Below are 22,354 nucleotides of genomic sequence, written 5' to 3' on the forward strand. Positions count from 1 at the left end.
CATGAGCTTTCAACTGGCAGCCTGTGCGGAAATGCTCTGGCAGGACAAACCGATACATTGGCGAGCGTCCCGCTTGCATGAGATGGGGTTTGGCGTCGGCCTGTGGAATTATCCCGCCTGGGACCTCGATGAACTGGAGAAAACCGGCGCGACATTCACAATAATGAACGGCTATCTTGAGGGGCGATTGGCTGACTCAGAGGGGGCCGACCTTATCCTCAAATCTGCGCGGGAAACCGCACAGGTTGGCAAGCGCCTTGGTGTTCATCGCCTGAACCTTCATGGTACTGGTCTTGGAGATCAGGGGCTGCCCATTCAGCAAATGGCACATGTCGCACCGGGCATGTGGCTGAAAGCACGCGATACCCTGCACCGCATCTGCGACATGGCAGAAGAAGAGGGCGTCACGTTCACCCTTGAAAACCTGAACCTTCGCGAACATCCCGGCTGCCCGTTCAATTCAACGGCAGATGTACTTTCGCTGGTCGCTGCCGTCGATAGACCGCAGCTCCGGATCAATCTCGACCTCTATCATACCCAGATCGGCGAAGGGGATGTGATCCGCCATGCAGAAGCGTGTCTTCCATGGATCGGAGAAATCCAGGTCGCCGACAATCCCGGGCGATGCGAACCGGGAACGGGTGAAATGAACTGGCCGATGATTGCAAGAGCGTTGGACGCCATTGGGTATGCGGGGCCTGTGGGGATGGAAGCCTTTGCGAAAGGCAACCCGGAAGATGCGCTAGAGGCATTCCGTAATGCGTTCACGATTTGAAACAGTAAGGAAATTGATATGCTGAAAGTAGGTCTCCTCGGGGCAGTCCGCATCGCAGGCGTCCACGCAACGGCCATCTCCACGAATCCGGGCAGCCGGGCAGGATCCGGAAGGGTATCGACTGGTCAATCGCTCAATTCGAATAGGTGGCCATTCAACGAGCATCCAGCTTGAGGCCACTTTTTGGACGTTGTTGGACGAGATCGCCCACGGACAGGGGATGACGGCGCCGAAATTCCTCTCGACACTTTACGATGAAGCACTGGAAACCAACGGCCATATCCCGAACTTTGCCTCCATGCTGCGCACCACGTGCGCGCTCTGCGCGACAGGCAACCACTCGACAGCGAACCCTCGGAATTGACGAACAAGGCAGCCTGACACGCGGGCACTACTCAAAACGTCCGAATACCGGAAATCCCGTGTAGCAGCCGCCTGCTACCAGCGACCCGAATTTTGGCGCTATCTATTAGCATTGGCGGATCTGACGGAGGCGGTGTAGGGTTCGCGTCACAAGAAGAATGAGCCGTATCCACGGCACTGCGAATCTGGGAGGATTCATGGTCGAGATTATCTCCAAGCGGGATGGCCCGCGGCGCGAGGACGTACAAGTCAAAAGACTGATCGAGCAGAACCGCTCGACCATCGTTCGCCTTGCCGACCAGATCAGCGGCGGCGGCTATTCGGCTTCCAAGAAGCCACGCCAGCAACCAAAGGCCGAAGGCCTGATCATCCATGTTGGCGGTGGTGCCTCGCCTGTGGCTGAAGCCAAACCGTCCATCCATGTCACCATGAACGGTCGTGTGATCTCCAAGGATCAGAACACCGGCCGCCAGCTTCATCATATCGGCGATGTCCGCAACCGGGATGGTAGCCAGATTTTCGTCCTGGCAACGAAGCAGAACGGCTTTTTCTCACCAGTCGACGAAACCGTCGCCGAGGCGCTTGCCGAACTGGACGGGGCCCACCTGACTGCGACCTATAGCGAAGAACAGCTTGCCGCCGACATCGGCGCGAAACTCGGCATCGACTGACCACCGGCACTCGGGCGTCGCTGAGCACGCCCAATCCGCGACAGCATACAGAAATGGCATACCTCAAAGGTACTGTGATGACTGAATGAGACACGCGAACGGCCCCGATCAGATGAAGACCGATGCTCTTCCGGCGCGTGCGTCGATGGCCACCGGACAGTTGGTTCTGGACAACATCGACTATGACGAGCGCGCCACCATGCGCGCTTGGGAAAGTTTTCTGGCTGACGAGCCGAAGTGCGCCCGCGATCCGGTCCATGTCCGCTCGCTGATCCACGATTCCTGGTATCGCAGCGCCACCGGCGGCATCAACGCGCAAGGCATCGAAGCGCCGCTGAGCAGCGATCGTGACGAGATCGAATATCTGACCCGTGCCAATGCCGAGCTGCTTTCGGCGGCGCGGCGATCGTTTGCGTCCCTTGGCCAGTTGCTGGAAGGGACGGGAGCGATGCTGGTGCTCGCCGACAGTGATGGCGTGCTGATCGACGCGATCGGCGACAAGAAGACCTTGCATGACGGCATGGACATTCATCTGGGCATCGGCGGCAAATGGAACGAGGACGCCGTCGGAACCAACGGCATCGGCACGGCGCTTTGGACCGGCGAACCGATTTTCGTCCACGCCGCCGAACATTTCTGCGCCGGCATCAAATCCTGGACCTGCGCCGGTGCGCCGATCCGCGATCCCCTGGACGGCAAGATCATCGGTGTCGTCGACCTGTCAGGCTATTCGCCGATCTTCCGGCCGCACAACACGGCGCTCGTCGCCGCCACCGCCAGGCAGATTGAAAAGGCACTCGCCGAACAACAGCAGGAGCAGCGCACGCGCCTGCTTGAGGCCTTCATTTCCTCGGCACCCAGCTACCGCCGGAAAGACGGGTTGGTGATCGTCGATCATCGTGGCCGCGCGATCTTCTGCAACAACGTGCCCAATGGCGATACGACGGAGATGATGGACGGCCCGATGGAACCGGGGCGTGGTCGTTGGCTGATGAACCTGCCGGCCTCCGGCTCGGACACCGATCTCGCCAACGCACTGCCGGCGCATCTGCGATCCTGCCATGTCACGCCGCTGAAGCTTGATGGCGATCTTCGTGGCGCGGCTCTGGTGTTTCCCTCGGTGCCGGCCGTCTCGGGCATGACGGTGATCCGCCGGGAGGAGAGCAAGCACCTGCGAACCGCCGCCGCCATGATCGTCGGCGAAAGCGAAAAATTGCTGGCCGCCGTCGATGTCGCCTCCCGTGTGGCCGGGTCGAAGGGTGTCACCTCGTTGCTGATCGAAGGCGAGACGGGTGTCGGAAAAGAGTTGTTTGCACGACTTGTCCATGCCGGCAGCCGGCGCACCGAAAACGACCCTTTCATCGCCATGAACTGCGGTGCAATCACCAAGGAACTGTTCGGCAGCGAATTGTTCGGCCACGTCGGCGGCGCCTTTACAGGAGCTTCGCGTGACGGCAAGCCGGGCATCTTCGAACTCGCCAATGGCGGCGTGCTCAGCCTTGATGAAATCGGCGAGTTGCCGCTCGAAATCCAGCCCTTCCTGTTACGTGTGCTGGAGGAGCGCGTCGTCCACCGCATCGGTGACTCCAGAGGCCGGCCGGTGGACGTGCGACTGGTCGCCTCGACCAATCGCGACCTCAAGCAGGAAGTCGCGGCCGGGCGCTTCCGCAGCGATCTCTATTACCGCATCGGTGCGGTCTCGATCCATGTCCCGGCGCTGCGCGAGCGCGGCGACGACGTGCTGCTGCTGATCGAGCATTTCAACCGTCAGATCGCGAAGCTGGCAGGCAACGAACCGTTGGAGTTTTCAAACGCCGCGCTCGATGCGCTGCTTGCCTACCGCTGGCCGGGCAATGTGCGCGAGTTGAAGAACCTGGTGGAACGCCTGCATATACTGGCGCGCGGGGGCACGATCGACTTGCAGGACCTTCCCGGAGAAATCAGTGCGGGCGATCGCAGCGCGATAGCCATGCACGGCGACCATCCCGCAGCCATGCTTGAAGCACCCGTATGTACATTCGAGGACGCGGAACGCCAGGCGATCAAGAATGCGCTTGCCGCGGAGAGCGGCAATCTCAGCAAGGTTGCGCTCAGGCTCGGCATTTCGCGGCCGACGCTCTATCGCAAGCTCGGTCAATACGGGATCCGGCGCGGCTTCCTTTAGGCGCAGCTCCTTTCACCTCCGCAATAAAAAACCGCGGCATTCGCGCCGCGGGATTGGGAGAATTCGTCGACCGAGATTGCCTTCAGGCAGCGGTCGCGGAAATGATCAGGCCTTTACGACCGCACCGGTCACTTTCTCCGAGACGTAGCCGAGGATGTTGCCGATGATCAGCGAGATCACCACGGCGGCAGCAACCTTGATGATGCCGCCGGCACCTTCGCCATAGGCGGCGGCAGCAAGCAGAAAAAGCGCGGCAGTCGTTGCATAGCCATAGACCGCCGACGGAATGGCGCTCAGCAATGGCAGCTTGGCGGCGAGGATCAGGACAATGATTGAAATGCCGACACAAATGCCGGCCATGATCGCGGTAACACCAATAGACGTCAGTGCTATCAGTGCGCCGGCGGCGCAGATCGCTCCCCAGAGGTTTGCAACCGCCGAATTCTTGAAACCGGCTTCCTTGCCGCCACAGTGATAGAAACTTCCCCAGCCGACAAATACCGCCCAGATCAGCAAATAGGGGTTGCCGATGGTGATCGCTGCCCACGTTGCAATGCCGCCCATAATGCCGATGACGACGGCCAACCCTGTGATAAGATCCATATTGTCCTCCCGTTTTTCCAAAGCTCGAAGCAAAGAATCTCGATCGGGATCGCGCTTCGCTGACGTCCCGACACGGAAAACGCCATGGCATCAGCCACAGGGTTCAAGAAAAGGCCTGCCGGATCAGGCAAGCAGTCGGATCGAACCGGACGTGGCACCCGTCCGCGCGAAGTCCGGTCCAAATGTTTCAGGGCACGATGACGCCACGGCCGGTGAACCGGCGGTTCTTGAAATCGTCGAGCGCGGTGTTGATGCTGGCGAGATTGTATTCGGTGTAGTGCATCTTCACCTTGCCGTCGGCGTTGAGCTCCATCAGTTCGACAAGCTCGGTGAAATTGCCGACCAGGCTGCCGCCGATGTTGATCTCCTCGATGACAAGATGCGCGGTCGGCACGTTTATGTTGCCGCCATAGCCGACGACGAACAATTGCCCACCCTTGCGCACCATCTTCCAGCAGATGTTCTCGACACCGAGTTCACCGACGAAGTCGATCACCACATGGGCGCCGCCACCGGTGATCTGGGCGACTTCCTCGACGACATTCGGCCCACCATCGAGGATGAAATCGGCGCCAAGGTCCTTTGCCAGTACCCGCGCCGCCGGCTCGCGATCGACGGCGATGATGCGACAGCCCGAAATCGCGTGCAGCGATTGCAGCGCGATGTGGCCAAGCCCGCCTATGCCGAGCAGCACGCAATAGCTGCCTGGGCGGAGCAGTTTGGCGGCCCGCTTGGCGGCGCGGTAGGCGGTGATGCCGGCGTCCGCCAGCGGCGCCACTTCGATCGGCGTGATGTTGGCATTGAGCTTGATCAGCGATCGCTCGCTGGTGATGAAGTATTCGGCGAAGCCGCCATTCATGCCGAGGCCGGGGAACTGGCCGTTGTCGCAATACATGTCCTCGCCATGGCGGCAGTTGAGGCAGATGCCGCATGAGCGGAAGGGATGGCAGATCACGGCGTCGCCGCGCTTGACCGAGCGGACGCCGCTGCCGACCTCCTCGACCCAGCCGGCATTTTCATGGCCCATGATGTAGGGCAACAGCGTGCCTTCGGGATCCATGGTCGGCTTCCACACGCCCTCGATGATGTGCAGGTCGGTGCGGCAGAGGCCGGCGGCACCCACCCGCACGATCACCTCGTCGGGAGCGGTGATCGTCGGTGCCTTGACCTCCTCGATCTTGAGTAGGACGTTCATCTTCGGGTCGTACTCGTAAAGTCTGGCAGCTTTCATGGCTGTGTCCTTTCAACGTCGAAATCGTTCCGTCGGAATTGTCGCCTCAGGCGCGGCCGAGCCTTTCGGAGCCGCCGCCACGTGCCGGGCCGGCCGTCGGATCCTCATCCTCGGCAAGATCGCCAATCAGCGTTTCGGTGGTCAGGATCAGCGTCGCCACCGAAGCCGCGTTGGCGAGCGCGGTATAGGTGACGCGGACCGGATCGATGATCCCTGCCTCGAACATGTTCTGGTATGCGCCGGTCGACGCGTTGTAACCGTAGCCGCCATTGATGCGGGTGACCTCGGTCACCACCGCTTCAGGATCGGCGCCGGCATTGGCGGCGATGCGCCACAGCGGCCGCGACAGCACCGAGCGTACGAGGCGCACGCCTTCGGCAACATCGCCATCGACGCCGGCCGCCAGCTTGTCGAGCAGTGGCGCGATCTGGGCGAGCGCCGAGCCGCCGCCGGCGACCACGCCCTCTTCGGACGCGGCGCGCACCGCGTTCAAGGAATCCTCGATCAGCTGGATGGTCCGCTTCTGCTCGACCGGCGTGACGCCACCGGCATAGAGGATCGCGGTGCCGCCGGAGAGCTTGGCCAGGCGTTCGCGCAGCTTGTCCTGGTCGATGTTGGGCGGCGAGGCTTCATACTGCCGCTGCACCTGGGCGCGACGCGAGGCGATTGCCGCATGGTCGCCGCCGCCGCGAATGATGGAGGTGTAGGACGAACTGGTCTTCACCCGGTCGGCCGTGCCGAGATCCTCGGCGGTGATATCCTCCAGCCGGCCGCCGAGATCGCGCGCGATCACCTTGCCGCCGGTGATGATGGCCAGATCCTCCATCATCGCCTTTCGCCAGTGGCCATATTCCGGCGGATGGACGACGAGATATCGTCCTGGCCCCTGCTTGCCGAGCAGCGTCACCACCACTTCCGGCGACATTTCCTCGGATACGATCAGCAGCGGCCGGCCATCCTCGTCGGCGATGCGGCGAACCGCATCGAGCTGCCCGGGCTCCTTGATCTTGAGGTCGGTCATCAGGATGTAGGGCCGTTCGAGAACAGCCTCCATCTTCTCCTGATCGGTCACCATGTGATGCGAGAGGTAGCCGCGTTCGAAGGACATGCCCTCGACGACGTCAAGCGTTGTCTCGGTGGTGACGCTGAAGTCGGTGGTGATGACGCCTTCGGCGCCTACCCGCTGATGGGCTTCCGCCACCAGCGCGCCGAGCTTGCTGTTGGTCGCGGCGATGTTGGCGACCGACGCAAGAATGCCGTTGCCCTTGGCCGGCTTGGCCGAGGCCTTGAGTGCCGCCACCACCGCCGCCACGGCGAGGTCGATGCCCTTGCACAGATCGACGGATTTCACGCCACGCTCATTCGCCTCGACGCCACTCTGGATGAGCGCGTTGGCGAGCACGATGGCCGTCGTGGTGCCGTCGCCGGCGATCTCGTTGGTCTGCATCGACACTTCGCGCACGACTTGCGCGCCCATATTTTCGAAACGGTCGTGCAGCTCGATCTCGGAGGCGATGCTGACGCCGTCGCGGGTCACCATGGGCGTGCCGATCGGCCGGTCGATCATGGCGTTCATGCCTTTGGGGCCGAGCGTCGGCTCGACGGCGGCTGCAAGCCTGAAAACGCCACGGGCGAGAGCCCGGCGAGCCTCGGAATTGTGGAGCATTATCTTGGGCATGATTCCTCCTTCCGCCTTACGGGCGGGTTGTTGGTTGGGGGCCTCGTGCGAGGGAGGCCGTTGCTGTCAGCGCTTCAGGCGGCCGGTGTCGTCCCGGTCGGCACACGATCCAGAATGAAATCGACGAGCGTCGGTTCGCCATCGACCACATCCAGTTCCTTGTATCTGGTCTGCTTGAGCCCACGGCACAGCGCGCCGTTGAACTCCATGTTGATGCGCACACCGCGCAGTTCGGCGAGATGGGCACTGAGTGCGGCCGGCGGGATTTTCTGCCCTTCCCATGTCACGAACACAGGATCGTCGGCCCGGCGGTTGGGAAAACGCTCGAGCAGAGCCGCCCTGTATCTCGGCTTCTGTTTGGCCGCCTCGCCCGGTTCGAACCGCGCGACGTCGTAACCCGGCAGGTCCGTGCCGAGGATTTCCCGATCGGTAAGGCCGTGCGCCTTGAGGCCGCGCAGGACCGCCTCCTGGCGCCGCTTGAAGGCCTTCATCGCGAAGGTTTCGCGCAAGCCGCCGAGATCCTGATCCTCGGCAAGCACGGCAAAAATGTCGCCGAAGCTCTTGCCTTCCGCCATGCCGCGATTGACCTCTTCCGCGAACATGTGATCGTGCAGCTTGACGCGATAGGCTGGCTTCCAGGAGAGCTGGTCGAGCGCCTTGCGGACGCCGTCCAGCATCAGGAACGCGAAGTTGGGCGAGCACCAGTAGGTCGGCAGGCGGAAGTCGACTTCCACGCTGCCATCGCCTGTCACCTGCGCCCGCTCGACGAAGCCCATCTCGGTGACGGGTTCGTCGAGTTCCGGGTCGTTGACCTCACCAAGGCGCCGCCACAGTTCCTTCTCGCGGCCGCTGGATACACTGGCGGTTGCCATGGCTCCTACTCCGCCGCGATGCTGAAGGGCGAGCTGGCAAGCGCCTTCTTCTTGGCTTCGATGTCGATGTTGTAGAGACGCGCGGCGTTGAGGCCGAGGATCTTCTCCTTGATCTCGTCGGTCAGCTGCACACCCCGTTCAGCGGCGATGTCCTCTGGGATCTGATAGGCCCAGAATTTCTCGACCAGCCAGCGCGGCGTCCAGATCGCATAGTCGGAGCCGAACAGGATCTTCTCCGGCCCGAGCCAGAACAGCAGTTCGGCGATGACCTCGCCGAAATAGCGCGGGCGGGAATGGATGAAGGGCAGTGCCACCGCCAGTCCGCCGTAGACGTTGGTTTCCTGTGTCGCGATCCAGCAGAAATCGTCGAGACGCGGCAGGCCGCAATGCTCGATGATCCAGTTGAGGCCCTGAAAATCCGTCGCCGCGTGATCGACGTCATGGACGTCGAACGCGTCCTTCGAGAGCGGCAGGATGGTCGGGCCTTTGTGGACGTGGATGTTCCTGATGCCGAGCTTGTCGCAGAGTTCGAAGCACTTGTAGGCATCGGGATCGGTGAGCTTCCAGCCCTTGGAGGCGCCGTTCCATTCGGCCGTGTACATCTTCACGCCCTTGACGTCGTAGGTCTCCTTGAGGAAGTGGATGTATTCCAGCGCCTTCTCGCCGTCGCGCGGATCGAAGGCGCCGTTGACGATGAAGCGCTCGGGATAGCGCTTGGCCACCTCGGCGTTGCGCTCGATGGTGTTGAAGCCGTTCTTGTAGAAATCCTTAAGATAGGTCGACTGGACGATCGCCACATCGTCGGGACCGTCGATGAACAGGTCGCGATAGAGATCGTCGGCGCTGTATTTCTCGAATTTGCTCTTCTCCCACAGCTGGTCCTTCGGGCTCAAGCCAGTGTGATAGGCATAGAAGCACTCGATGAACTGCTTGCCGTGGATGTTCTTCTGGTTTTCCGGGCTGCCGTCCCAGAAATGGGTGTGGCCGTCGACCACGAAAATGTCCTTGCCTTCCGGTGTTCTGTACATGGTTGCCTCCGCAGCAATCGCGTTGATCGGTTCGGCGCGCCGCACCCAGCGGCACGCCGGATTTTTCGTGGCGGCTATTCGATGTATTCGAACATCTCATCCATGTTGCCGAACAGGATCACAGTGTTGTCGTCGACGCGAACCATGCGGCCGTAGTGGGTGGAGCTGTTGACCTCGAAGGTTTCCGCCGTCATCTCGCGGCCGAGATATTCGCTGATCTCGTCCATCTTGAAGATCAGCTTGCCGGTGCCGTCGATGCGGATCATCGCCGGTTGGTAGGTGACGGTTACGTTCGGCTTCTGGCCCATGAATTCGGCGATGGCCCTCGCCTCGACAGAGTCGTTCATGGTGACGCCGCACTGATGCGAAATCGTCTGTTCGAAGGTGATGTCCTTCATCGCCTTGAAGATGTTGGAATGCGTTGCGTCGCGTGCAGATAGTGACATGACGATTTCTCCTGTTTCAGCGCTTGAGGCCGAGTTCGCCGAGGATCTGGCCAATCCGCTCTTCGGATTTGGCACGGACGTCAGTGAACGCGACCGGCTTGGAATGCGGCATCGACCAGATCGGCTGCAGGCCGGCGGCTGCCTTGTCGGCGAGCGCGCCGTGTTTCTTGACCCAGCCCTGGAAGAGCTTCTTGTTGGCGGCGCCATGCTTCCCGTCATTGGCGAGGAGATGCATGAGGTCGATCGTGTTGGCGAGGTTGCGCTCATAGTCGGCCTCGGCTGCCGAAATCACCGCCGGCGTGATGAAGTCGTGGTTGGCGGCGGCGATCTGCATCAGGAAGCCGGAGCGGAACACTTCGCCCACCAGCGGCTCGAAGATGATGTTGATGGCGAAATACTGCTCGAGATAATCGGTCGCGCCCATGATGGTTTCGACCGCTTCGCGGGTGCCTTGCCAGTTCCTGTCCTCGAGCCAGGCTTTCTTGCCTAGCTCATCGTCCCAGTCGGGAAGATCCATCCCGATCTCGGCGAGGTAGAGGGTGATGTCCTGGGCGAGCCTGAGCTTGTAGGACGAGTTGGTCAGCGTCGCGTTGTTGATCATCTGGGTGTAGCCGTAACGCTGCGCCTGCATCAACGACGTACCGAGCCCGAATTCGGCGTGTTTCCAGGCGCCGAGCTGCGTCTGCAGGATCTTGACCCAAGCCTTGTCGAAGGTCTTTGGGGTGCCCGACTTGCGCGCATTGTTGATGACGCTCTGCACCATCGCCTCGATCTTCGACTGGCGCTGGTAGTGCGTGCGCTCCCACTCCTGGTCGGGAGCGCGGAAGGCATGCCAGTTGGAGCTCTGCGCGGCGGTGTTCTGCTTGACATAGGCGCCCTTGCCGTCGGCGAAAGAGATGATCCAGTCCTGGATCAGGTAGCGTTCCGGGTCGGGCTGGACGTCGACCGTCATGTCCTCGTAGTGGGTGGCGCGCTGGCCTTTCGGGTCGAAATACCGGTACTTCCGGCTGTCGGAGTCGGCGAAGATTGCCGCGCCGGCGGCTCCTGATCCGACTGAACTCGAGGTTGCAGGCATAGTCTCTCTCCCTTGTTGCAGTTGTGGTTGGCTGTGCGCGACCGCCCTCAATGGGCCGGCGTTGCACCTGCCGATGTGGTGAACTTGTCGAAGAAGATCCGCTCCGTTTCGAAGCCGTTCATGAACAGGACCGGCTGCAGCGCATCGATCATCGGCGGCGGGCCACAGGCATGGACATCGCCCTGCCCGTCGACCGCCAGTTGCTTGAGCACGACGTCGACACTCTGGTGCACGAAGCCACGTTCGCCCTGCCATTCGGCGTCGTCATTCGCGTGCGACAGCACGGGAATGAAGGTGACGTCGGAATGATTGCCGACCAGCTCGGCGATCCTGTCGAGATAGAACAGGTCGTTGCGGGTGCGGGCGCCGTAGAAGAAATAGACCGGACGTTTCTCGCCGCTCTTCAGGTGATCGTTGAGGATCGACCATATCGGCGACATGCCTGAGCCGGCACCGACCAGGATCAGGGGTCCTTGCCGTTCGTCGCGGCGGAAGCAGGTTCCGTAGGGTCCGACGACGGTGACTTCGGCTCCGGCCTTGATTCCTCCGGAATCGAGTTCTCCCGAGAACTTTCCCTCAGGGTATTTTTTGATGATGAAGGAGAGTTTTTCGGTTTGGTCCGGCGTATTTGCCATGGAGAACGAGCGCGTAATCGTCTCCCCTTTTTGCGTGGTAACCGTGATGTCGACATATTGCCCCGCCCAGAACTTCATTGGGGAGCCGAGTTCGATCTCAATGCCGCGAATGTCGTGGGTCAGCTGCTCGATGCGAGCAATCCGGCCCTTGTACGTCTTCACGGCGATCGCTTTCGCCAAAATCTCCTCGTCGTAGTTGAGAAGCTCGACTTCCAGGTCGGAGAAGGCGATGCAGCGGCACAACAGGACGTGGCCGCTCTCCTTCTCCATGTCGTTCAGCGCGAAGGTCGAGTATTTCAGCATGTCGACTTCGCCTTCGAGCAGCACGCTTTTGCAGGCCGAGCATTGCCCTTCCTTACAGCCGTGCGGCAGGGCAATGCCCTGGCGGAACGCGGCGTTGAGCACCGTTTCGCCATGCTCGACGTCGAATTCGACGCCGACCGGGCTGAGCCTGACCGTGTGGGTTTCCGACATACGGACCTCCAGTGTGAAAAGAGAGGGCGGGACGAACCCGCCCCCTCTGGCCTGATCAGTTGCAGGGATTGATCGTGAAACCGGCCCGGTATTCCGCCAAGTGCTTCTCGCGGTCCGCGGGCGACATGGCACGCAGCGCGTTGAGCGGCGATCCGAGCGTGTTGCCGCGCACGTCATCGAGCGTCCACATCTCCTTGTCGTCGAAGCGAAGATGCGGCTGCGGAACCAGCGTCTTGCCGTCGGAACGGACGAAGTTCAGGTCCTTGATCGCATCGGCCAGATCCCAGCCGTCATAGAGCGTCTCCCACTCGCGCTTGCCGCTGAAGCGGCCCATCGCGGGCGTCGGCCGGCCCTGATACTCGTCGGCGAAGGCGACTGTTGCGGTCCACTTGTCGAGTTCGTGGGCGAAGGTATGGAGCTGGCCGTCGATCTCGCCGACCACCATGTCCTCGCGGATCAGGCACGGAACGAGGCAGGACCAGCAGCGGTGCGGATAGACGTAGCCGACATCGCTATTGAACAGCAGCACCTTCTCGCCCTTGTGGCTGAGCTTGGCGTACCATTTCCAGAAGTCGCCGAACTCGGCGTACCAGCCCGGATATTTGTGCTCGAACCACTCGAAGTCCTTGTCGGTCTGGGCTTCGATACGCCAGAAATTGACCGGCCAGCCGACCGCGAAGAACTGCCCGACCTTGTGAACATAATTCTTCTTGGTGATGCGTTCCCAGGCCGCCTGGACGTCGTCGTGATGGACCTTGATGCCGTATTTTTCGAGCGGCAGCATGTAGGTGCGATAATAGTCCTCATAGATCCAACGGTGCCACATCTCCGCGTAGGATTCCTTGTTCTTGTCGCGGTTGGTGGTGCCGTATTCGATGAAGGTGCCGATTGCCGCATCGACGATGGCGTGGTTCTGCCAGAAGGCGTAACGCAGATCGCGCTCGAGCAGGAGGTGGTTTTCCGGCTCCTTGAGTGCGGCCATCAGCAGCGAGTGGCCATTGCCGATGTGGCGGCTCTCATCCGACTGCACCGACAGGAAGACGGTCGGCAGCGCGTAGTCGCCGTTGCGGGCGGCTTCCGAAGGCATGGCGACGAACAGCGTGTTGGTGAAGGCGGTTTCAGCCACCACGGTCAGGTACATGCAGGCGGCGGTCATCGTGTCGCCGGTGATGAAGCCTTCGGCGAACTGTCGGCCGATGGTCGTGGCGTAGCATTTTCCGAAGGCTTCTTCGGTGATGTCGAAGCCGGCCGGATCGATGTAGTTCTCCATGTACCATTTCTTCAAATTCATCTGGATCGTCGAGTGACGAAACTCGTCGATCATCTGCATGGTGAAGCCGGTTCGGAGTTCCTCACCAGGCGCGATGCGGGCAACCATCGCCATCGAGCGGGCAGCCGAGATTTCCGGGAACGGAATGATGGCCAAGAAGAGCTTCATCCACTCGACCCAACGCGGCTCGACGTTGCGGAACATGTCGCCGCGCAAGGCCGCATCGAGCGCGCCATAGACGCGGTTGTCTTTTTCTTCCTGCATCGGGAAGTACGACCGCAGGACCTGCTTCATCGGGTCGCGCGGCGTCTTGTTGATCTTGTAGTCGGTCGGAAACGTCATCGCTTCCTGGACGTAGGAAGGATTCCAGCCGAGATCGGCAATCTTCTTGGTCGCCTCGCCGACGGAGATTCCGCGTTGCGAGGTAATCTTGTTAAGCGTCAGAGACGTCATGGTCATAAGCCTCCACCAGGTTTGAGCCGCAGGTCCCTTGACCCCGGCATGAAGCGGCACAAAGCACCGCCAGTGAGAGTGCGAACGGCACGACAAAGGGTTGCGCATTCAGGCGCGACTCATGGTCCGGCCGTTCAAGTGGATCGCGGCAAAGGTTCTCGAGGTGTTTTGGCGGAGACCCGCGGCGCCAACCGCATGGGCGATGGGCGTATCGAAGCGGTCTCTGCTTCCTCCGTTCCTTCGTTCTTTTGGCACCGCGTCAAAAATGCGATGGGCTTCTTGTGGAAAGGTACAAAGCAAGCGCCGTGCCAGTTTGAAAAGAGCGCCCATGGCTGACGTTCAAACAAAATCGCCACTCTTTCGGCATATGAGCAGATGGCCGACCGTAACGTTGTTTTACAGTTGTAAAGTACGCTTGTAATATTTAAAATCTATTCGCATACGCAATATGTTTAGTTAGCAAGTGCAGCAAAAAAAAGAAAACAGATATCATCTATTCAATTCTTCGTCTTTCTCTACTATCTGAAGGAGACGGCCGTGGATGGGCCTGGCGCTGGAGAGAGACCATGCCGAACGATAGAGACAGCCGGAGGCCACCAGAGCCAATGTCCAGCCAGGCCGACGGCGTCACCGGCGATCTTGTCAGGCTGATGCCCCGCGATCTGGTCTTTGTCATGCGCTTCATGGGCGAGAGCCAACATCGCCTCCAGAGCCACTTCCAGGACTTCATCCGGGCCGAGCTTGCCGCCGGCGGCGTCACCACGGAAACGCATCCGATGATCCATCTGTTCATCGAAAACCACGCGATCCTGTTGCGGGACTTCGTGTTTTCCGGCGTTTCGCTGACGCGCCAGTTCCGCGTCGACGAGATCGAGCGCCTCACCGGTGACACGACATCGATGATCCGTGTCGACATCTGGGATCAGCTCAAGAGCCATATCGAGACGGCCGAAAGGCAGTTCCAGTCGCAGGCCGGTACGTTGCCAAAATTGCTGTCGGCTTTCGAAAAACCGCCGGGATCTTTGGGGAGCAAACAATGACGGGAGGATCCGATATCGCCAGACGCCACGCGCTGCTCGCCCGCCGGCTCGATCTGGTCGCCAATGTCTCCGCGCTCACTGCCGAGGCGCTGCGGCTCAATCAGAAACGCTCCGGCATCGAGATGGATGTGCTGCGCCTGGAGCTGGAAATCGGCAGAAGCGGCGCCAGCGAGCAACTGGTGCGGGACTTGCATGAGGCAGAGCAGAGCGCGGCGGCGGTCATGCAGGCATGCGCGGTGTGCGAGCAACGCATCGTCGCAGTGGAAGGCGATGTCGAGGACATTGATCGCCGGCTTGCCGCGACGGCGAACGAGGACTGACGGGAGAGAGAGCATGAACCAGCAGACGATGCAGAACCTGACCTTGTTCGACCTTCTGGCGCGGAGCTGGCGTCGCCCGTCGGCAATCGCCGATTTGCGCTTCAGCGCCGATGGCTCGGCTGTTGCCTTCGCTTCAGTGGATGCAACCATCGCCATTGCCACGGTCGCGGATCACGAGCCGCCGGAAACGCGGATAAGGGTAAGCAACGATCTGGGGCAGACGACGATCCGCCCAAGGGAAAGGCCACCTGTCCCGTTGATCGCCACGGCGGCATTCGGAGATGGCGATGTCCCGCTCGCCGCCTATGCGCATTCCGCCTTTCTGGTCGGCGCGGCCAGCGGTGAGGTGCTGCATCTGACCCCCGACGGTGAAGCAGCGGCCCCTTTGGTCCGGATCGACGGACCGATCGTAGCCATCGATCACAACGCTAGGACGGACATGACAGCCATCAGCAATGGGCATGATGCCTTTCTGTCGCGCGGCCAAGGCGGCGCAGTGCAACTGAAACACGCCGTGACATCGTCCATGGACGCCCTTGCTTTCTCGCCAGGCGGGCGGCGCCTCGCCTGCGGCGGTGGTGATGGACTGTCGATCTGGTCTGTCGAAGGCGACGCTGCCTTGATACGCGATGTCTCCTTTCCAGCGCGCCCGGTGTCGATCCGTTGGAGCGGCGACGGCACGTGGTTGGCCTGCGGGCTCGAAACCGGAGGCTTTGCCCTGGTCAGCATGACCGATGGCCGCGCTGACATCGTCGCGGGATTTCCATCGCCGGTGCGGACCGTGTGCTGGAGCCGGCCGGCGAATGCGCTGTTTGCCTCGGGCGCCTTCCGGATTGCCGGGTGGTCGATGACCGCGCCGCCGGTTGGCGGCGAAACCTCCGGCGCGCTGGAGACGGGTCGTGCCGGGCTGGTGCTGGTCGAAACGGTGGCGGCGCACCCTGAAAAGAAACTCATCGCGGCCGGCGACGCCAACGGCCGGATCACCATCGCCGAGATCGGCGCCCGCGACGAACTCCTCGTCAGGCCTTTCGGCAGCGCGGTCACCGCGCTTGCCTGGTCCGGCGACGGACGGCATCTGGCGGTGGGCGCCGTCGACGGCACCGCCGCGATCGTCACCTTTCCAGCCCAGATGTTCAAATAACGGACGCAGTCCGTATGAAACAGGAGGATAGAATGCAGACCGAACTCACCGCAGAGGACGAGAGCAAGGACGAATTTTTCGAGCGGCTGGCCAAGCTGTCGGAAGAGATGGTGGCCAAGCACGGCAAGGATTTCAGCATGGGCGCGCTGGTCCTCGCCGCCCGCTGGATCGCCGAAAACCGCGTCGGCCAGTTGAAGACCAACTAAACTAACGAGGCTGACCAGCCGGTCGGTGATGTATTGTCTACCTCCGGTGTCTCAGCGAGCTGACGGATGATCCTACCCGGCGCTTCGAGGTCTGGTGCGCATTCCACAGCGGACAAGCCGCGCCGAAGCGGGCAGATTGCAGCTTGGCAGTACTGTGGCGTTTGGTGATGTTCCCGGCCCGGTCGATGCGCGCGAAACCTTGGTCGTTCGATCCTGCGCAAGAGGCCGGCTGCGGCCGCCTTAAGTTCTGACGCCGAAATCACTGCGACGTATTCTGCATATCACCAAGGGCATCACCGCCAGCATCTTCCACATCATCAACAGCCTCGCCGTCGACGCCATCGAGAGCGGCCGCGAGTGCATCACCGATGCATCGATTGAGAACTGGGAGCCGGAGTTCGATGCCGAGGCGGCATTCGCATAATGGAGAACATACGAGAACGGCAATTACCGGTGCGGTTGCCGCCCCCATTCGGACGAACCTCTGTCGTCCTGGATCAGTCGCCATGCGGCCTTCAACGCGGCCTCTCCGTTTGTCATGCTTTGGCACTGCCTTCCAGAGGTGCCGTCGCTGCGCAGCGCCGACCTCCATCTCAGCGACGCTGACCAGATCAGGCTGGCCAACATGTTCGCCATCAAACCGACCGTCTTGCGCGGCATGACCTTCACCAGTGCACCAACGTTGTCGCATCGGCACCGGACACAAATAGAACTCCGTTGCGTTAACAAGGCTTACAGGTATATGATGTAAACCTAGCGTCAATCAGGCACCTGAAGTCGCCTAGGTATATCGAAGGAACCCATTATGCTTGAACTGGAACCGCTCTGCTTTTCTTCTGAATGCCCGAGCCGGGCTCTATTCGATCAGATCGCCGACAAGTGGTCGATGATGGTGATTGCGGTTCTCAATGAGGGACCGCAGCGCTTCAATGCCATCCGCCGCCGCTTGCAAGGGGTGACGCAGAAGGCTCTCACTCAGTGCCTTCGCCGCCTCGAGCGCAACGGTCTTATAGCGAGAGAGGTAATTTCACTCTCCCCAGTGGCGGTGCAATATCAGCTGACGCCACTCGGCCATACCTTGCGGGAGCCCCTTCAGGAACTGCACAAGTGGACGTTGGTGAAACTGCCGGAGGTCACCGAAGCGAGAGAGGTTTTCGACAGCAAGGGCGGCGGGCAGAAGGCAGCAGACAGGTCGCTGATACAATTACGCCTGTGACACGAACTGAGCGGCGGATGCTTTCAACAGATGGTTCGCCATCGTGCACGGAATGATGAACCCGGGTCAAGTATACTCTGCCCTACCAGCGCGACTTCAAGTGCCTGATTGACGCCAAGTTTACAAAAGATACTTATGGCTCCATCAACAATGATGGAGCTTTCTCATGCGTAACAATCTTCAATTCTATATCGACGGAACCTGGGTGCAGCCCAAAAGCACAGCCGTAATCGATGTTATCAATCCCGCGGACGAAACCGTCATTGGTCAAGTCGCGCTGGGCGATGCGAGTGACGTGGACGATGCGGTTTCAGCCGCGCGAAAGGCATTTGAAACGTATTCACTCACCTCGATTGAGGAGCGAATTTCGCTCTTCGACCGGATTATTGCTGCCTACGACAAGCGAGCTAGCGACCTAGCCCTAGCGGTAATGGATGAAATGGGCGCGCCGCAATGGCTTTCAGAGCAACTGCAGGTGACCGTCGGTGTTGCCCATTTCCAGATTGCACGAGCAGCGCTTGCGACCTACCGTTTCGATGAGCCGCTTGGCACAAGCGAAGTCGTACGCGAGCCGATCGGCGTTTGCGCCCTGATCACGCCGTGGAATTGGCCATTGATGCTGATGGCCGCAAAGGTGGCACCTGCGCTCGCTGCGGGTTGCACCGTGGTGTTGAAACCATCTGAAATCGGACCGTTCTCAGGTACGATCTTTGCTGAGATCCTCCATGACGCCGGAGTTCCCAAAGGAGTGTTCAATCTTGTTCATGGCGATGGCCGCGTTGTCGGCAATGCTTTGACGAGCCATCCCGACGTGGATCTTGTCTCCTTCACCGGCTCCACCGCGGCTGGGATCGAGGTGGCTCGCACCGGTGCGCTGACTGTCAAAAGAGTACATCAGGAACTTGGAGGAAAGTCACCCAACATCGTCCTGCGTAGTGCAGACCTCGCATCTGCTGTCGAAGGCGGTGTAGCTCAGATGATGCTGAACAGCGGACAGTCCTGCAGCGCACCGTCTCGGATGCTGGTCCATGTCGATCAGGCTGCCGAAGCTATTGGCTATGCCAAGACAGCCGCCGAAACCTGGTCGGTCGGCCATCCTTCTTCCAATGCAAAAATGGGACCGGTAGCTTCGGAAGCGCAATGGAACAAAATCCAGCGTCTGATCCAGTCGGGGCTCGATGAAGGCGCCACGCTTGTGACTGGAGGGCTTGGCCGTCCCGATGGACTTGATGCTGGCTTTTACGTCCGGCCTACGATCTTTGCCGATGTGCGCAACGACATGACGATCGCACGTGAAGAAATCTTCGGGCCAGTCCTGGTCATCATCGCCTATTCCGACGAAGAGGAAGCAGTGAGGATCGCCAACGACACGACCTACGGCCTTGCCGCCTATGTGCAGGGTGAGCGGGTTGCGGCCGAAGCCATCGCGCGTCGCCTGCGTGCCGGCCAAGTCTACTTGAACAATGTTAATCTTGATCTGGCTGCACCCTTCGGCGGCTACAAGCAGTCCGGCAACGGACGTGAATGGGGTCCGATGGCAATTGCCGAGTTTCTCGAGATCAAGGCCATCGTTGGTTTCCGCGATGCAGCCTGACATCTAGGTTACTTTGACAATGGATGCCCGGAGCCAGATTGGTCCGGGCATTCAGCGAATGTTTACCAACTGGCAACCAAGTTATTCGTGGGACTATTTTTGAAAAGCCACGATGTTCTCACTCAACCAGGCAGCGACAGATCGCGGCGCCTTGCCGGTCAGGTCTGTAAAAGTCGCTGTCGTTTCCGCGAACTCCCTGAACAATCGGTCGATTCCCAGCAGAACATCGGCCACCAGGTCGCTGGCGCCTGAACCGATCAGCGAGTGACGCACCTGCCGCTCCTGCCGATAGACCTCCCGGATGAGATCGTGGGCCGAGGAGTTCAACGTAGAACCGTCGCGACCGATCCTGATCGGTGCAGATGAGCGCGACGTGGTGAATGGCCTTCAGCATACTACGAACTCTAGCCAAGCTGGGGTTTGAGGCCAAGGTCACGGCGTCGCAGTGCCCGCTCTGATGGCTTGGTGAGACCACGCCTGTAGCCGGCGGCATGGACCTTGAACGTCTTTGCTCAATCCTGGGGAATCCCAATTCAGCTAGAATGCGCAGCTCGGAGCCAGGGAGGCATCGCCCCCCTGATCGTGAGAATCGTTCCCCGCGCATGGTCGCCGGGAAGCCTCGCAGGTGCGTTTGGCTGTGCAGGGCATGGACCGAGTCGTACGGCTGGTAACGTGCAAGCCGCTGCTTGGCGAGCCTGTTGGCGAACCTCGTGGCGAACCCGCCAATAAGCCACTGATAAATAACGATAATGGTGGGCCCGGAGGATGTGCGAGAAATATTGATTTCATTGGCTTTTTCGTGGGCCAAAATAAAAAGTCTTCCCGTATTGTACCGTATCGTCCCGCGACCGCTTTAAAGTACCCTTACCTCCTTCACAGGCAGGTACAGGTCCATCTTCGCGGCAGGTAAAAAACCGTCATTTCCGCTAGAGATCGCGCTTCCCAACACGATCTCCCAAAAGCCTGGGTTAAGGATGATCCCGTCCTCTATTCCGCGGCCAGTGCCGTCACTTCTCGCCGGAACGGCAGCGCGTCGCCGATATCGAGTTCGTCCAGCTCACGAGCGAAACGATGGCCGGCGTAGGTCGCCCAGGCAATCGGGCCTGGCGCCTCGGCATCGCCGATGACCTTGATCGAGCGAATGCCACTATCGGCCCACTCGTCCCGCCGCGCCTTCAATTCGCGCCAGACGCCATCGTCCTGTTGGCGCGACGTCACCAGCACCACGCCATCTGCGGCGATGTCATGTCGGGTGCCCGTATAAGCACAGGCAGTGACAACACCTCCCGACACGATGTGAGTCATGATCTGGTTCAGCACGATCTCGACGCCGAGCTCGGCCAGCCGGCGATGGATGGTGCCTTGCTCCAGCGTGTTGCGGGTCCAGTCGGACACATAGGCGGACGGCGTCACCAGCGTCACCTTCGCGCCCCGGCGCGCCATAAGCTCTGCCAGAACGCCACCCATGTAGTAGTGGTCGTCGTCGAACAACACGACGTTGCCGGTCGGTACATTTCCGCTCATCAGGTCGTCCGGGGTATAGAGCGGCATGGCCAGATCCATCGGCATCGGCACGACATGCGCACGCGCCACGCCGTCACGGCGCCATGTCGAGCCGGTGGCAATGGCGATGTTCTGAAACCCGAAGGCCAGGATATCCTCGGCGGACAATCGGCTCTCGAAATAGACGTCGACATTGGACATCTGGCTGAGCTGATATTGGCGATAGTCGCGTACGCGACCCCAGGCGGAGAGACCAGGCAAGCGGCACTCGCGTGCCACGCGGCCGCCGAGCTCGGTGCCGGCCTCGGCGATCGCCACCTGGTAGCCGCGCAGGCCGAGTGCGCGGGCGGCCTCAAGCCCGGCGGGACCGGCGCCGACGATCAGCACGCTCTCACTGTCGCCCTTGGCCTGCATCCGCTCCGGATGCCAACCCTTGCGCCATTCCTCCATGAAGGTCGGGTTCTGCGTGCAGCGCGAGATCGACATGGTCATGTCGCCGGCGATGCAGATGTTGCAGCCGATGCATTCGCGAATGTCCTCGATCCGCCCCTCTTCCACCTTCTTCGGCAGGAAGGGGTCGGCAATCGACGGGCGCGCGCAGCCGATGAAATCAAGCGTACCGGACCTGATCATCTTCACCATCACGTCCGGCGACGTAAAGCGCCCGACGCCGACGACCGGCTTTGAGGTCAGCTTCTTGATGCCGGACACGAGGCTCTCCTGCGCGGCCTCCTCCTTGAACCGCGACGGCCCGGAGCAGTCCTCCCAGGCGCCATGGGCCAGATCCCAGAGGTCGGGCAGGTCGGCATGCATCTCGATCATGTCGCGCACTTCGGAATTGGCGAAACCCAGCTCGCCGATCATCTCGTCCAGCGATAGCCGCAGCGTCAGGCCGCAAGTGTCGCCGATGGCGTCCCTGCCCTCCTCAATCAGCTCCCGCATCAGCCGCGAGCGGTTTTCCAGCGAGCCGCCATACTCGTCGCTGCGCTGGTTGGTGGCGGTCGACAGGAAGTGCTGGATGATGCCGAAGCCATGCGCGCCGTAGAGACAGACCAGGTCGAAACCCGCCAGCTTGGCGCGTTTGAAGGCATTGCGATGCCAGCGGCGCAGGTCGCGTATATCCTGCTTGTCCATGGCGCGTGCCTGAACCGGGTCATTGGTGAAGGTGCGGATGGGCAAGGCCGACGGTCCGCGCGGCACTTCCTTGGTGTAGAGGTTCGGTCCGTTGATACCGGAATAGGCCAGCTGGATGCCGGCCAGCGCGCCATGCTGGTGCATGGCCTTGGCCATCCTGGCGAGCGCCGGGATATCGGCGTCGTCCCACAGCCTGAGCTCGATGAAGGGCGTGATCTCCGAGGTGTGGTGCATCTCGGTTTGCTCGGTGAAAATGACACCCCAGCCGCCTTCCGACTTGATGCGCCGCATCTCGGCCGCGGCGGACGGATCGCGATAGCCGCCGCCATTGCAGTGCGGCACCTGGTAGAAGCGGTTCTTGGCGGTCACCGGACCGATCTTCACAGGCTCGAACAGAATGTCGTAGCGTGGATCACGCATGGTGCTTCCTTCCTGCCAGCGTCGCATCGCGGCATGCGCGGT

General features: G+C 60.9%; 21 protein-coding genes and 1 pseudogene. 10 read left to right on the forward strand and 12 right to left on the reverse strand.

Features of this window, described 5'->3' with window-relative positions:
- Position 1: 1 nt before the first annotated feature.
- The 4 genes from NKH19_RS20365 (at position 2) to NKH19_RS20380 (ending at position 3,973) form a co-directional block, all read left to right on the forward strand.
- Positions 2-775: a TIM barrel protein gene (locus NKH19_RS20365; RefSeq protein WP_352863516.1), complete on the forward strand. Its 774-nt coding sequence runs from the start codon at positions 2-4 to the stop codon at positions 773-775.
- 85 nt (positions 776-860) lie between these two features.
- On the forward strand, positions 861-1,139 hold the full coding sequence (locus tag NKH19_RS20370; RefSeq protein ID WP_352863956.1) for a ribbon-helix-helix domain-containing protein: 279 nt from the start codon (positions 861-863) through the stop codon (positions 1,137-1,139).
- Positions 1,140-1,335: 196 nt separating this feature from the next.
- Positions 1,336-1,809 carry a hypothetical protein gene (locus tag NKH19_RS20375; protein ID WP_352863518.1) on the forward strand — a complete coding sequence of 158 codons (474 nt, stop codon included), beginning with the start codon at positions 1,336-1,338 and terminating at the stop codon, positions 1,807-1,809.
- Positions 1,810-1,894: 85 nt separating this feature from the next.
- Positions 1,895-3,973 carry a sigma-54-dependent Fis family transcriptional regulator gene (locus NKH19_RS20380; protein ID WP_352863520.1) on the forward strand — a complete coding sequence of 693 codons (2,079 nt, stop codon included), beginning with the start codon at positions 1,895-1,897 and terminating at the stop codon, positions 3,971-3,973.
- 105 nt (positions 3,974-4,078) lie between these two features.
- Here the strand turns inward: NKH19_RS20380 and NKH19_RS20385 are convergent, their stop codons facing one another.
- From NKH19_RS20385 to NKH19_RS20425, 9 genes are all read right to left on the reverse strand, one after another.
- Positions 4,079-4,576, reverse strand: coding sequence for a DUF1097 domain-containing protein (locus NKH19_RS20385; protein ID WP_352863522.1), 498 nt, complete (start codon positions 4,574-4,576; stop codon positions 4,079-4,081).
- Positions 4,577-4,763: 187 nt separating this feature from the next.
- Positions 4,764-5,807 carry an NAD(P)-dependent alcohol dehydrogenase gene (locus NKH19_RS20390; RefSeq protein ID WP_352458624.1) on the reverse strand — a complete coding sequence of 348 codons (1,044 nt, stop codon included), beginning with the start codon at positions 5,805-5,807 and terminating at the stop codon, positions 4,764-4,766.
- Positions 5,808-5,853: 46 nt separating this feature from the next.
- Positions 5,854-7,485 (reverse strand): molecular chaperone GroEL, encoded by a 1,632-nt coding sequence (locus tag NKH19_RS20395; protein ID WP_352863524.1) that lies wholly within the window; start codon positions 7,483-7,485, stop codon positions 5,854-5,856.
- Between the two features lie 74 nt (positions 7,486-7,559).
- Positions 7,560-8,357 (reverse strand): iron-sulfur cluster assembly protein, encoded by a 798-nt coding sequence (locus NKH19_RS20400; protein ID WP_352863526.1) that lies wholly within the window; start codon positions 8,355-8,357, stop codon positions 7,560-7,562.
- A 5-nt stretch (positions 8,358-8,362) separates the two neighbouring features.
- Positions 8,363-9,385, reverse strand: coding sequence for an amidohydrolase family protein (locus NKH19_RS20405; RefSeq protein ID WP_352863528.1), 1,023 nt, complete (start codon positions 9,383-9,385; stop codon positions 8,363-8,365).
- Positions 9,386-9,459: 74 nt separating this feature from the next.
- Positions 9,460-9,831: an MmoB/DmpM family protein gene (locus NKH19_RS20410; protein WP_352863530.1), complete on the reverse strand. Its 372-nt coding sequence runs from the start codon at positions 9,829-9,831 to the stop codon at positions 9,460-9,462.
- A gap of 16 nt (positions 9,832-9,847) precedes the next feature.
- Positions 9,848-10,906 carry an aromatic/alkene monooxygenase hydroxylase subunit beta gene (locus tag NKH19_RS20415; protein ID WP_352863532.1) on the reverse strand — a complete coding sequence of 353 codons (1,059 nt, stop codon included), beginning with the start codon at positions 10,904-10,906 and terminating at the stop codon, positions 9,848-9,850.
- 47 nt (positions 10,907-10,953) lie between these two features.
- Complete coding sequence (locus NKH19_RS20420; protein ID WP_352863534.1) at positions 10,954-12,015, reverse strand: NADH:ubiquinone reductase (Na(+)-transporting) subunit F; 1,062 nt, start codon at positions 12,013-12,015, stop codon at positions 10,954-10,956.
- A 55-nt stretch (positions 12,016-12,070) separates the two neighbouring features.
- On the reverse strand, positions 12,071-13,744 hold the full coding sequence (locus NKH19_RS20425) for an aromatic/alkene/methane monooxygenase hydroxylase/oxygenase subunit alpha (RefSeq protein ID WP_197033322.1): 1,674 nt from the start codon (positions 13,742-13,744) through the stop codon (positions 12,071-12,073).
- A 599-nt stretch (positions 13,745-14,343) separates the two neighbouring features.
- On the opposite strand from NKH19_RS20425, the gene NKH19_RS20430 reads away from it, so the two are divergent.
- The 4 genes from NKH19_RS20430 to NKH19_RS20445 are packed head-to-tail and all read left to right on the forward strand — an operon-like array spanning position 14,344 to position 16,445.
- Complete coding sequence (locus NKH19_RS20430) at positions 14,344-14,778, forward strand: hypothetical protein (RefSeq protein WP_352863536.1); 435 nt, start codon at positions 14,344-14,346, stop codon at positions 14,776-14,778.
- Positions 14,775-15,098: a hypothetical protein gene (locus NKH19_RS20435; protein ID WP_352863537.1), complete on the forward strand. Its 324-nt coding sequence runs from the start codon at positions 14,775-14,777 to the stop codon at positions 15,096-15,098. Before NKH19_RS20430 ends, NKH19_RS20435 begins: the two co-directional genes overlap by 4 nt.
- 13 nt (positions 15,099-15,111) lie before the next feature.
- Positions 15,112-16,239 carry a WD40 repeat domain-containing protein gene (locus NKH19_RS20440; RefSeq protein WP_352863539.1) on the forward strand — a complete coding sequence of 376 codons (1,128 nt, stop codon included), beginning with the start codon at positions 15,112-15,114 and terminating at the stop codon, positions 16,237-16,239.
- A gap of 32 nt (positions 16,240-16,271) precedes the next feature.
- Positions 16,272-16,445 (forward strand): hypothetical protein, encoded by a 174-nt coding sequence (locus tag NKH19_RS20445; protein WP_256750209.1) that lies wholly within the window; start codon positions 16,272-16,274, stop codon positions 16,443-16,445.
- A 41-nt stretch (positions 16,446-16,486) separates the two neighbouring features.
- Here NKH19_RS20445 and NKH19_RS20450 read toward each other — a convergent pair.
- Positions 16,487-16,641: pseudogene (locus tag NKH19_RS20450) on the reverse strand (short-chain fatty acyl-CoA regulator family protein); the annotation flags it as partial.
- Positions 16,642-17,250: 609 nt separating this feature from the next.
- Between NKH19_RS20450 and NKH19_RS20460 the strand changes: the two are divergent.
- Together NKH19_RS20460 and NKH19_RS20465 are read left to right on the forward strand one after the other, a co-directional pair.
- The gene (locus NKH19_RS20460) at positions 17,251-17,661 is read left to right on the forward strand and encodes a winged helix-turn-helix transcriptional regulator (RefSeq protein WP_352863541.1); all 411 of its coding nucleotides are present in this window, start codon (positions 17,251-17,253) and stop codon (positions 17,659-17,661) included.
- 166 nt (positions 17,662-17,827) lie between these two features.
- The gene (locus NKH19_RS20465) at positions 17,828-19,255 is read left to right on the forward strand and encodes an aldehyde dehydrogenase family protein (protein ID WP_352863543.1); all 1,428 of its coding nucleotides are present in this window, start codon (positions 17,828-17,830) and stop codon (positions 19,253-19,255) included.
- 93 nt (positions 19,256-19,348) lie between these two features.
- Here NKH19_RS20465 and NKH19_RS20470 read toward each other — a convergent pair whose 3' ends face one another.
- Both NKH19_RS20470 and NKH19_RS20475 read right to left on the reverse strand, forming a co-directional pair.
- Entirely contained in the window at positions 19,349-19,528 is a 180-nt protein-coding gene (locus tag NKH19_RS20470; protein ID WP_352982708.1) for a hypothetical protein, read from the reverse strand.
- A 714-nt stretch (positions 19,529-20,242) separates the two neighbouring features.
- Entirely contained in the window at positions 20,243-22,312 is a 2,070-nt protein-coding gene (locus NKH19_RS20475) for an oxidoreductase (RefSeq protein WP_352863545.1), read from the reverse strand.
- Positions 22,313-22,354 lie beyond the last annotated feature (42 nt).

It is taken from the genome of Mesorhizobium sp. M1338 (genome assembly GCF_040318045.1).
Lineage (GTDB): Bacteria > Pseudomonadota > Alphaproteobacteria > Rhizobiales > Rhizobiaceae > Mesorhizobium.

What these genes read in the sequence shown, in the direction of transcription:
- NKH19_RS20365 (WP_352863516.1), top strand. Translation starts at nt 2, where the DNA reads ATGAGCTTTCAACTGGCAGCCTGTGCGGAAATGCTCTGGCAGGACAAA.
- NKH19_RS20375 (WP_352863518.1), top strand. Translation starts at nt 1,336, where the DNA reads ATGGTCGAGATTATCTCCAAGCGGGATGGCCCGCGGCGCGAGGACGTA.
- NKH19_RS20380 (WP_352863520.1), top strand. Translation starts at nt 1,895, where the DNA reads ATGAGACACGCGAACGGCCCCGATCAGATGAAGACCGATGCTCTTCCG.
- NKH19_RS20385 (WP_352863522.1), bottom strand. Translation starts at nt 4,576, where the DNA reads ATGGATCTTATCACAGGGTTGGCCGTCGTCATCGGCATTATGGGCGGC.
- NKH19_RS20390 (WP_352458624.1), bottom strand. Translation starts at nt 5,807, where the DNA reads ATGAAAGCTGCCAGACTTTACGAGTACGACCCGAAGATGAACGTCCTA.
- NKH19_RS20395 (WP_352863524.1), bottom strand. Translation starts at nt 7,485, where the DNA reads ATGCCCAAGATAATGCTCCACAATTCCGAGGCTCGCCGGGCTCTCGCC.
- NKH19_RS20400 (WP_352863526.1), bottom strand. Translation starts at nt 8,357, where the DNA reads ATGGCAACCGCCAGTGTATCCAGCGGCCGCGAGAAGGAACTGTGGCGG.
- NKH19_RS20405 (WP_352863528.1), bottom strand. Translation starts at nt 9,385, where the DNA reads ATGTACAGAACACCGGAAGGCAAGGACATTTTCGTGGTCGACGGCCAC.
- NKH19_RS20410 (WP_352863530.1), bottom strand. Translation starts at nt 9,831, where the DNA reads ATGTCACTATCTGCACGCGACGCAACGCATTCCAACATCTTCAAGGCG.
- NKH19_RS20415 (WP_352863532.1), bottom strand. Translation starts at nt 10,906, where the DNA reads ATGCCTGCAACCTCGAGTTCAGTCGGATCAGGAGCCGCCGGCGCGGCA.
- NKH19_RS20420 (WP_352863534.1), bottom strand. Translation starts at nt 12,015, where the DNA reads ATGTCGGAAACCCACACGGTCAGGCTCAGCCCGGTCGGCGTCGAATTC.
- NKH19_RS20425 (WP_197033322.1), bottom strand. Translation starts at nt 13,744, where the DNA reads ATGACCATGACGTCTCTGACGCTTAACAAGATTACCTCGCAACGCGGA.
- NKH19_RS20430 (WP_352863536.1), top strand. Translation starts at nt 14,344, where the DNA reads ATGTCCAGCCAGGCCGACGGCGTCACCGGCGATCTTGTCAGGCTGATG.
- NKH19_RS20435 (WP_352863537.1), top strand. Translation starts at nt 14,775, where the DNA reads ATGACGGGAGGATCCGATATCGCCAGACGCCACGCGCTGCTCGCCCGC.
- NKH19_RS20440 (WP_352863539.1), top strand. Translation starts at nt 15,112, where the DNA reads ATGAACCAGCAGACGATGCAGAACCTGACCTTGTTCGACCTTCTGGCG.
- NKH19_RS20445 (WP_256750209.1), top strand. Translation starts at nt 16,272, where the DNA reads ATGCAGACCGAACTCACCGCAGAGGACGAGAGCAAGGACGAATTTTTC.
- NKH19_RS20460 (WP_352863541.1), top strand. Translation starts at nt 17,251, where the DNA reads ATGCTTGAACTGGAACCGCTCTGCTTTTCTTCTGAATGCCCGAGCCGG.
- NKH19_RS20465 (WP_352863543.1), top strand. Translation starts at nt 17,828, where the DNA reads ATGCGTAACAATCTTCAATTCTATATCGACGGAACCTGGGTGCAGCCC.
- NKH19_RS20475 (WP_352863545.1), bottom strand. Translation starts at nt 22,312, where the DNA reads ATGCGTGATCCACGCTACGACATTCTGTTCGAGCCTGTGAAGATCGGT.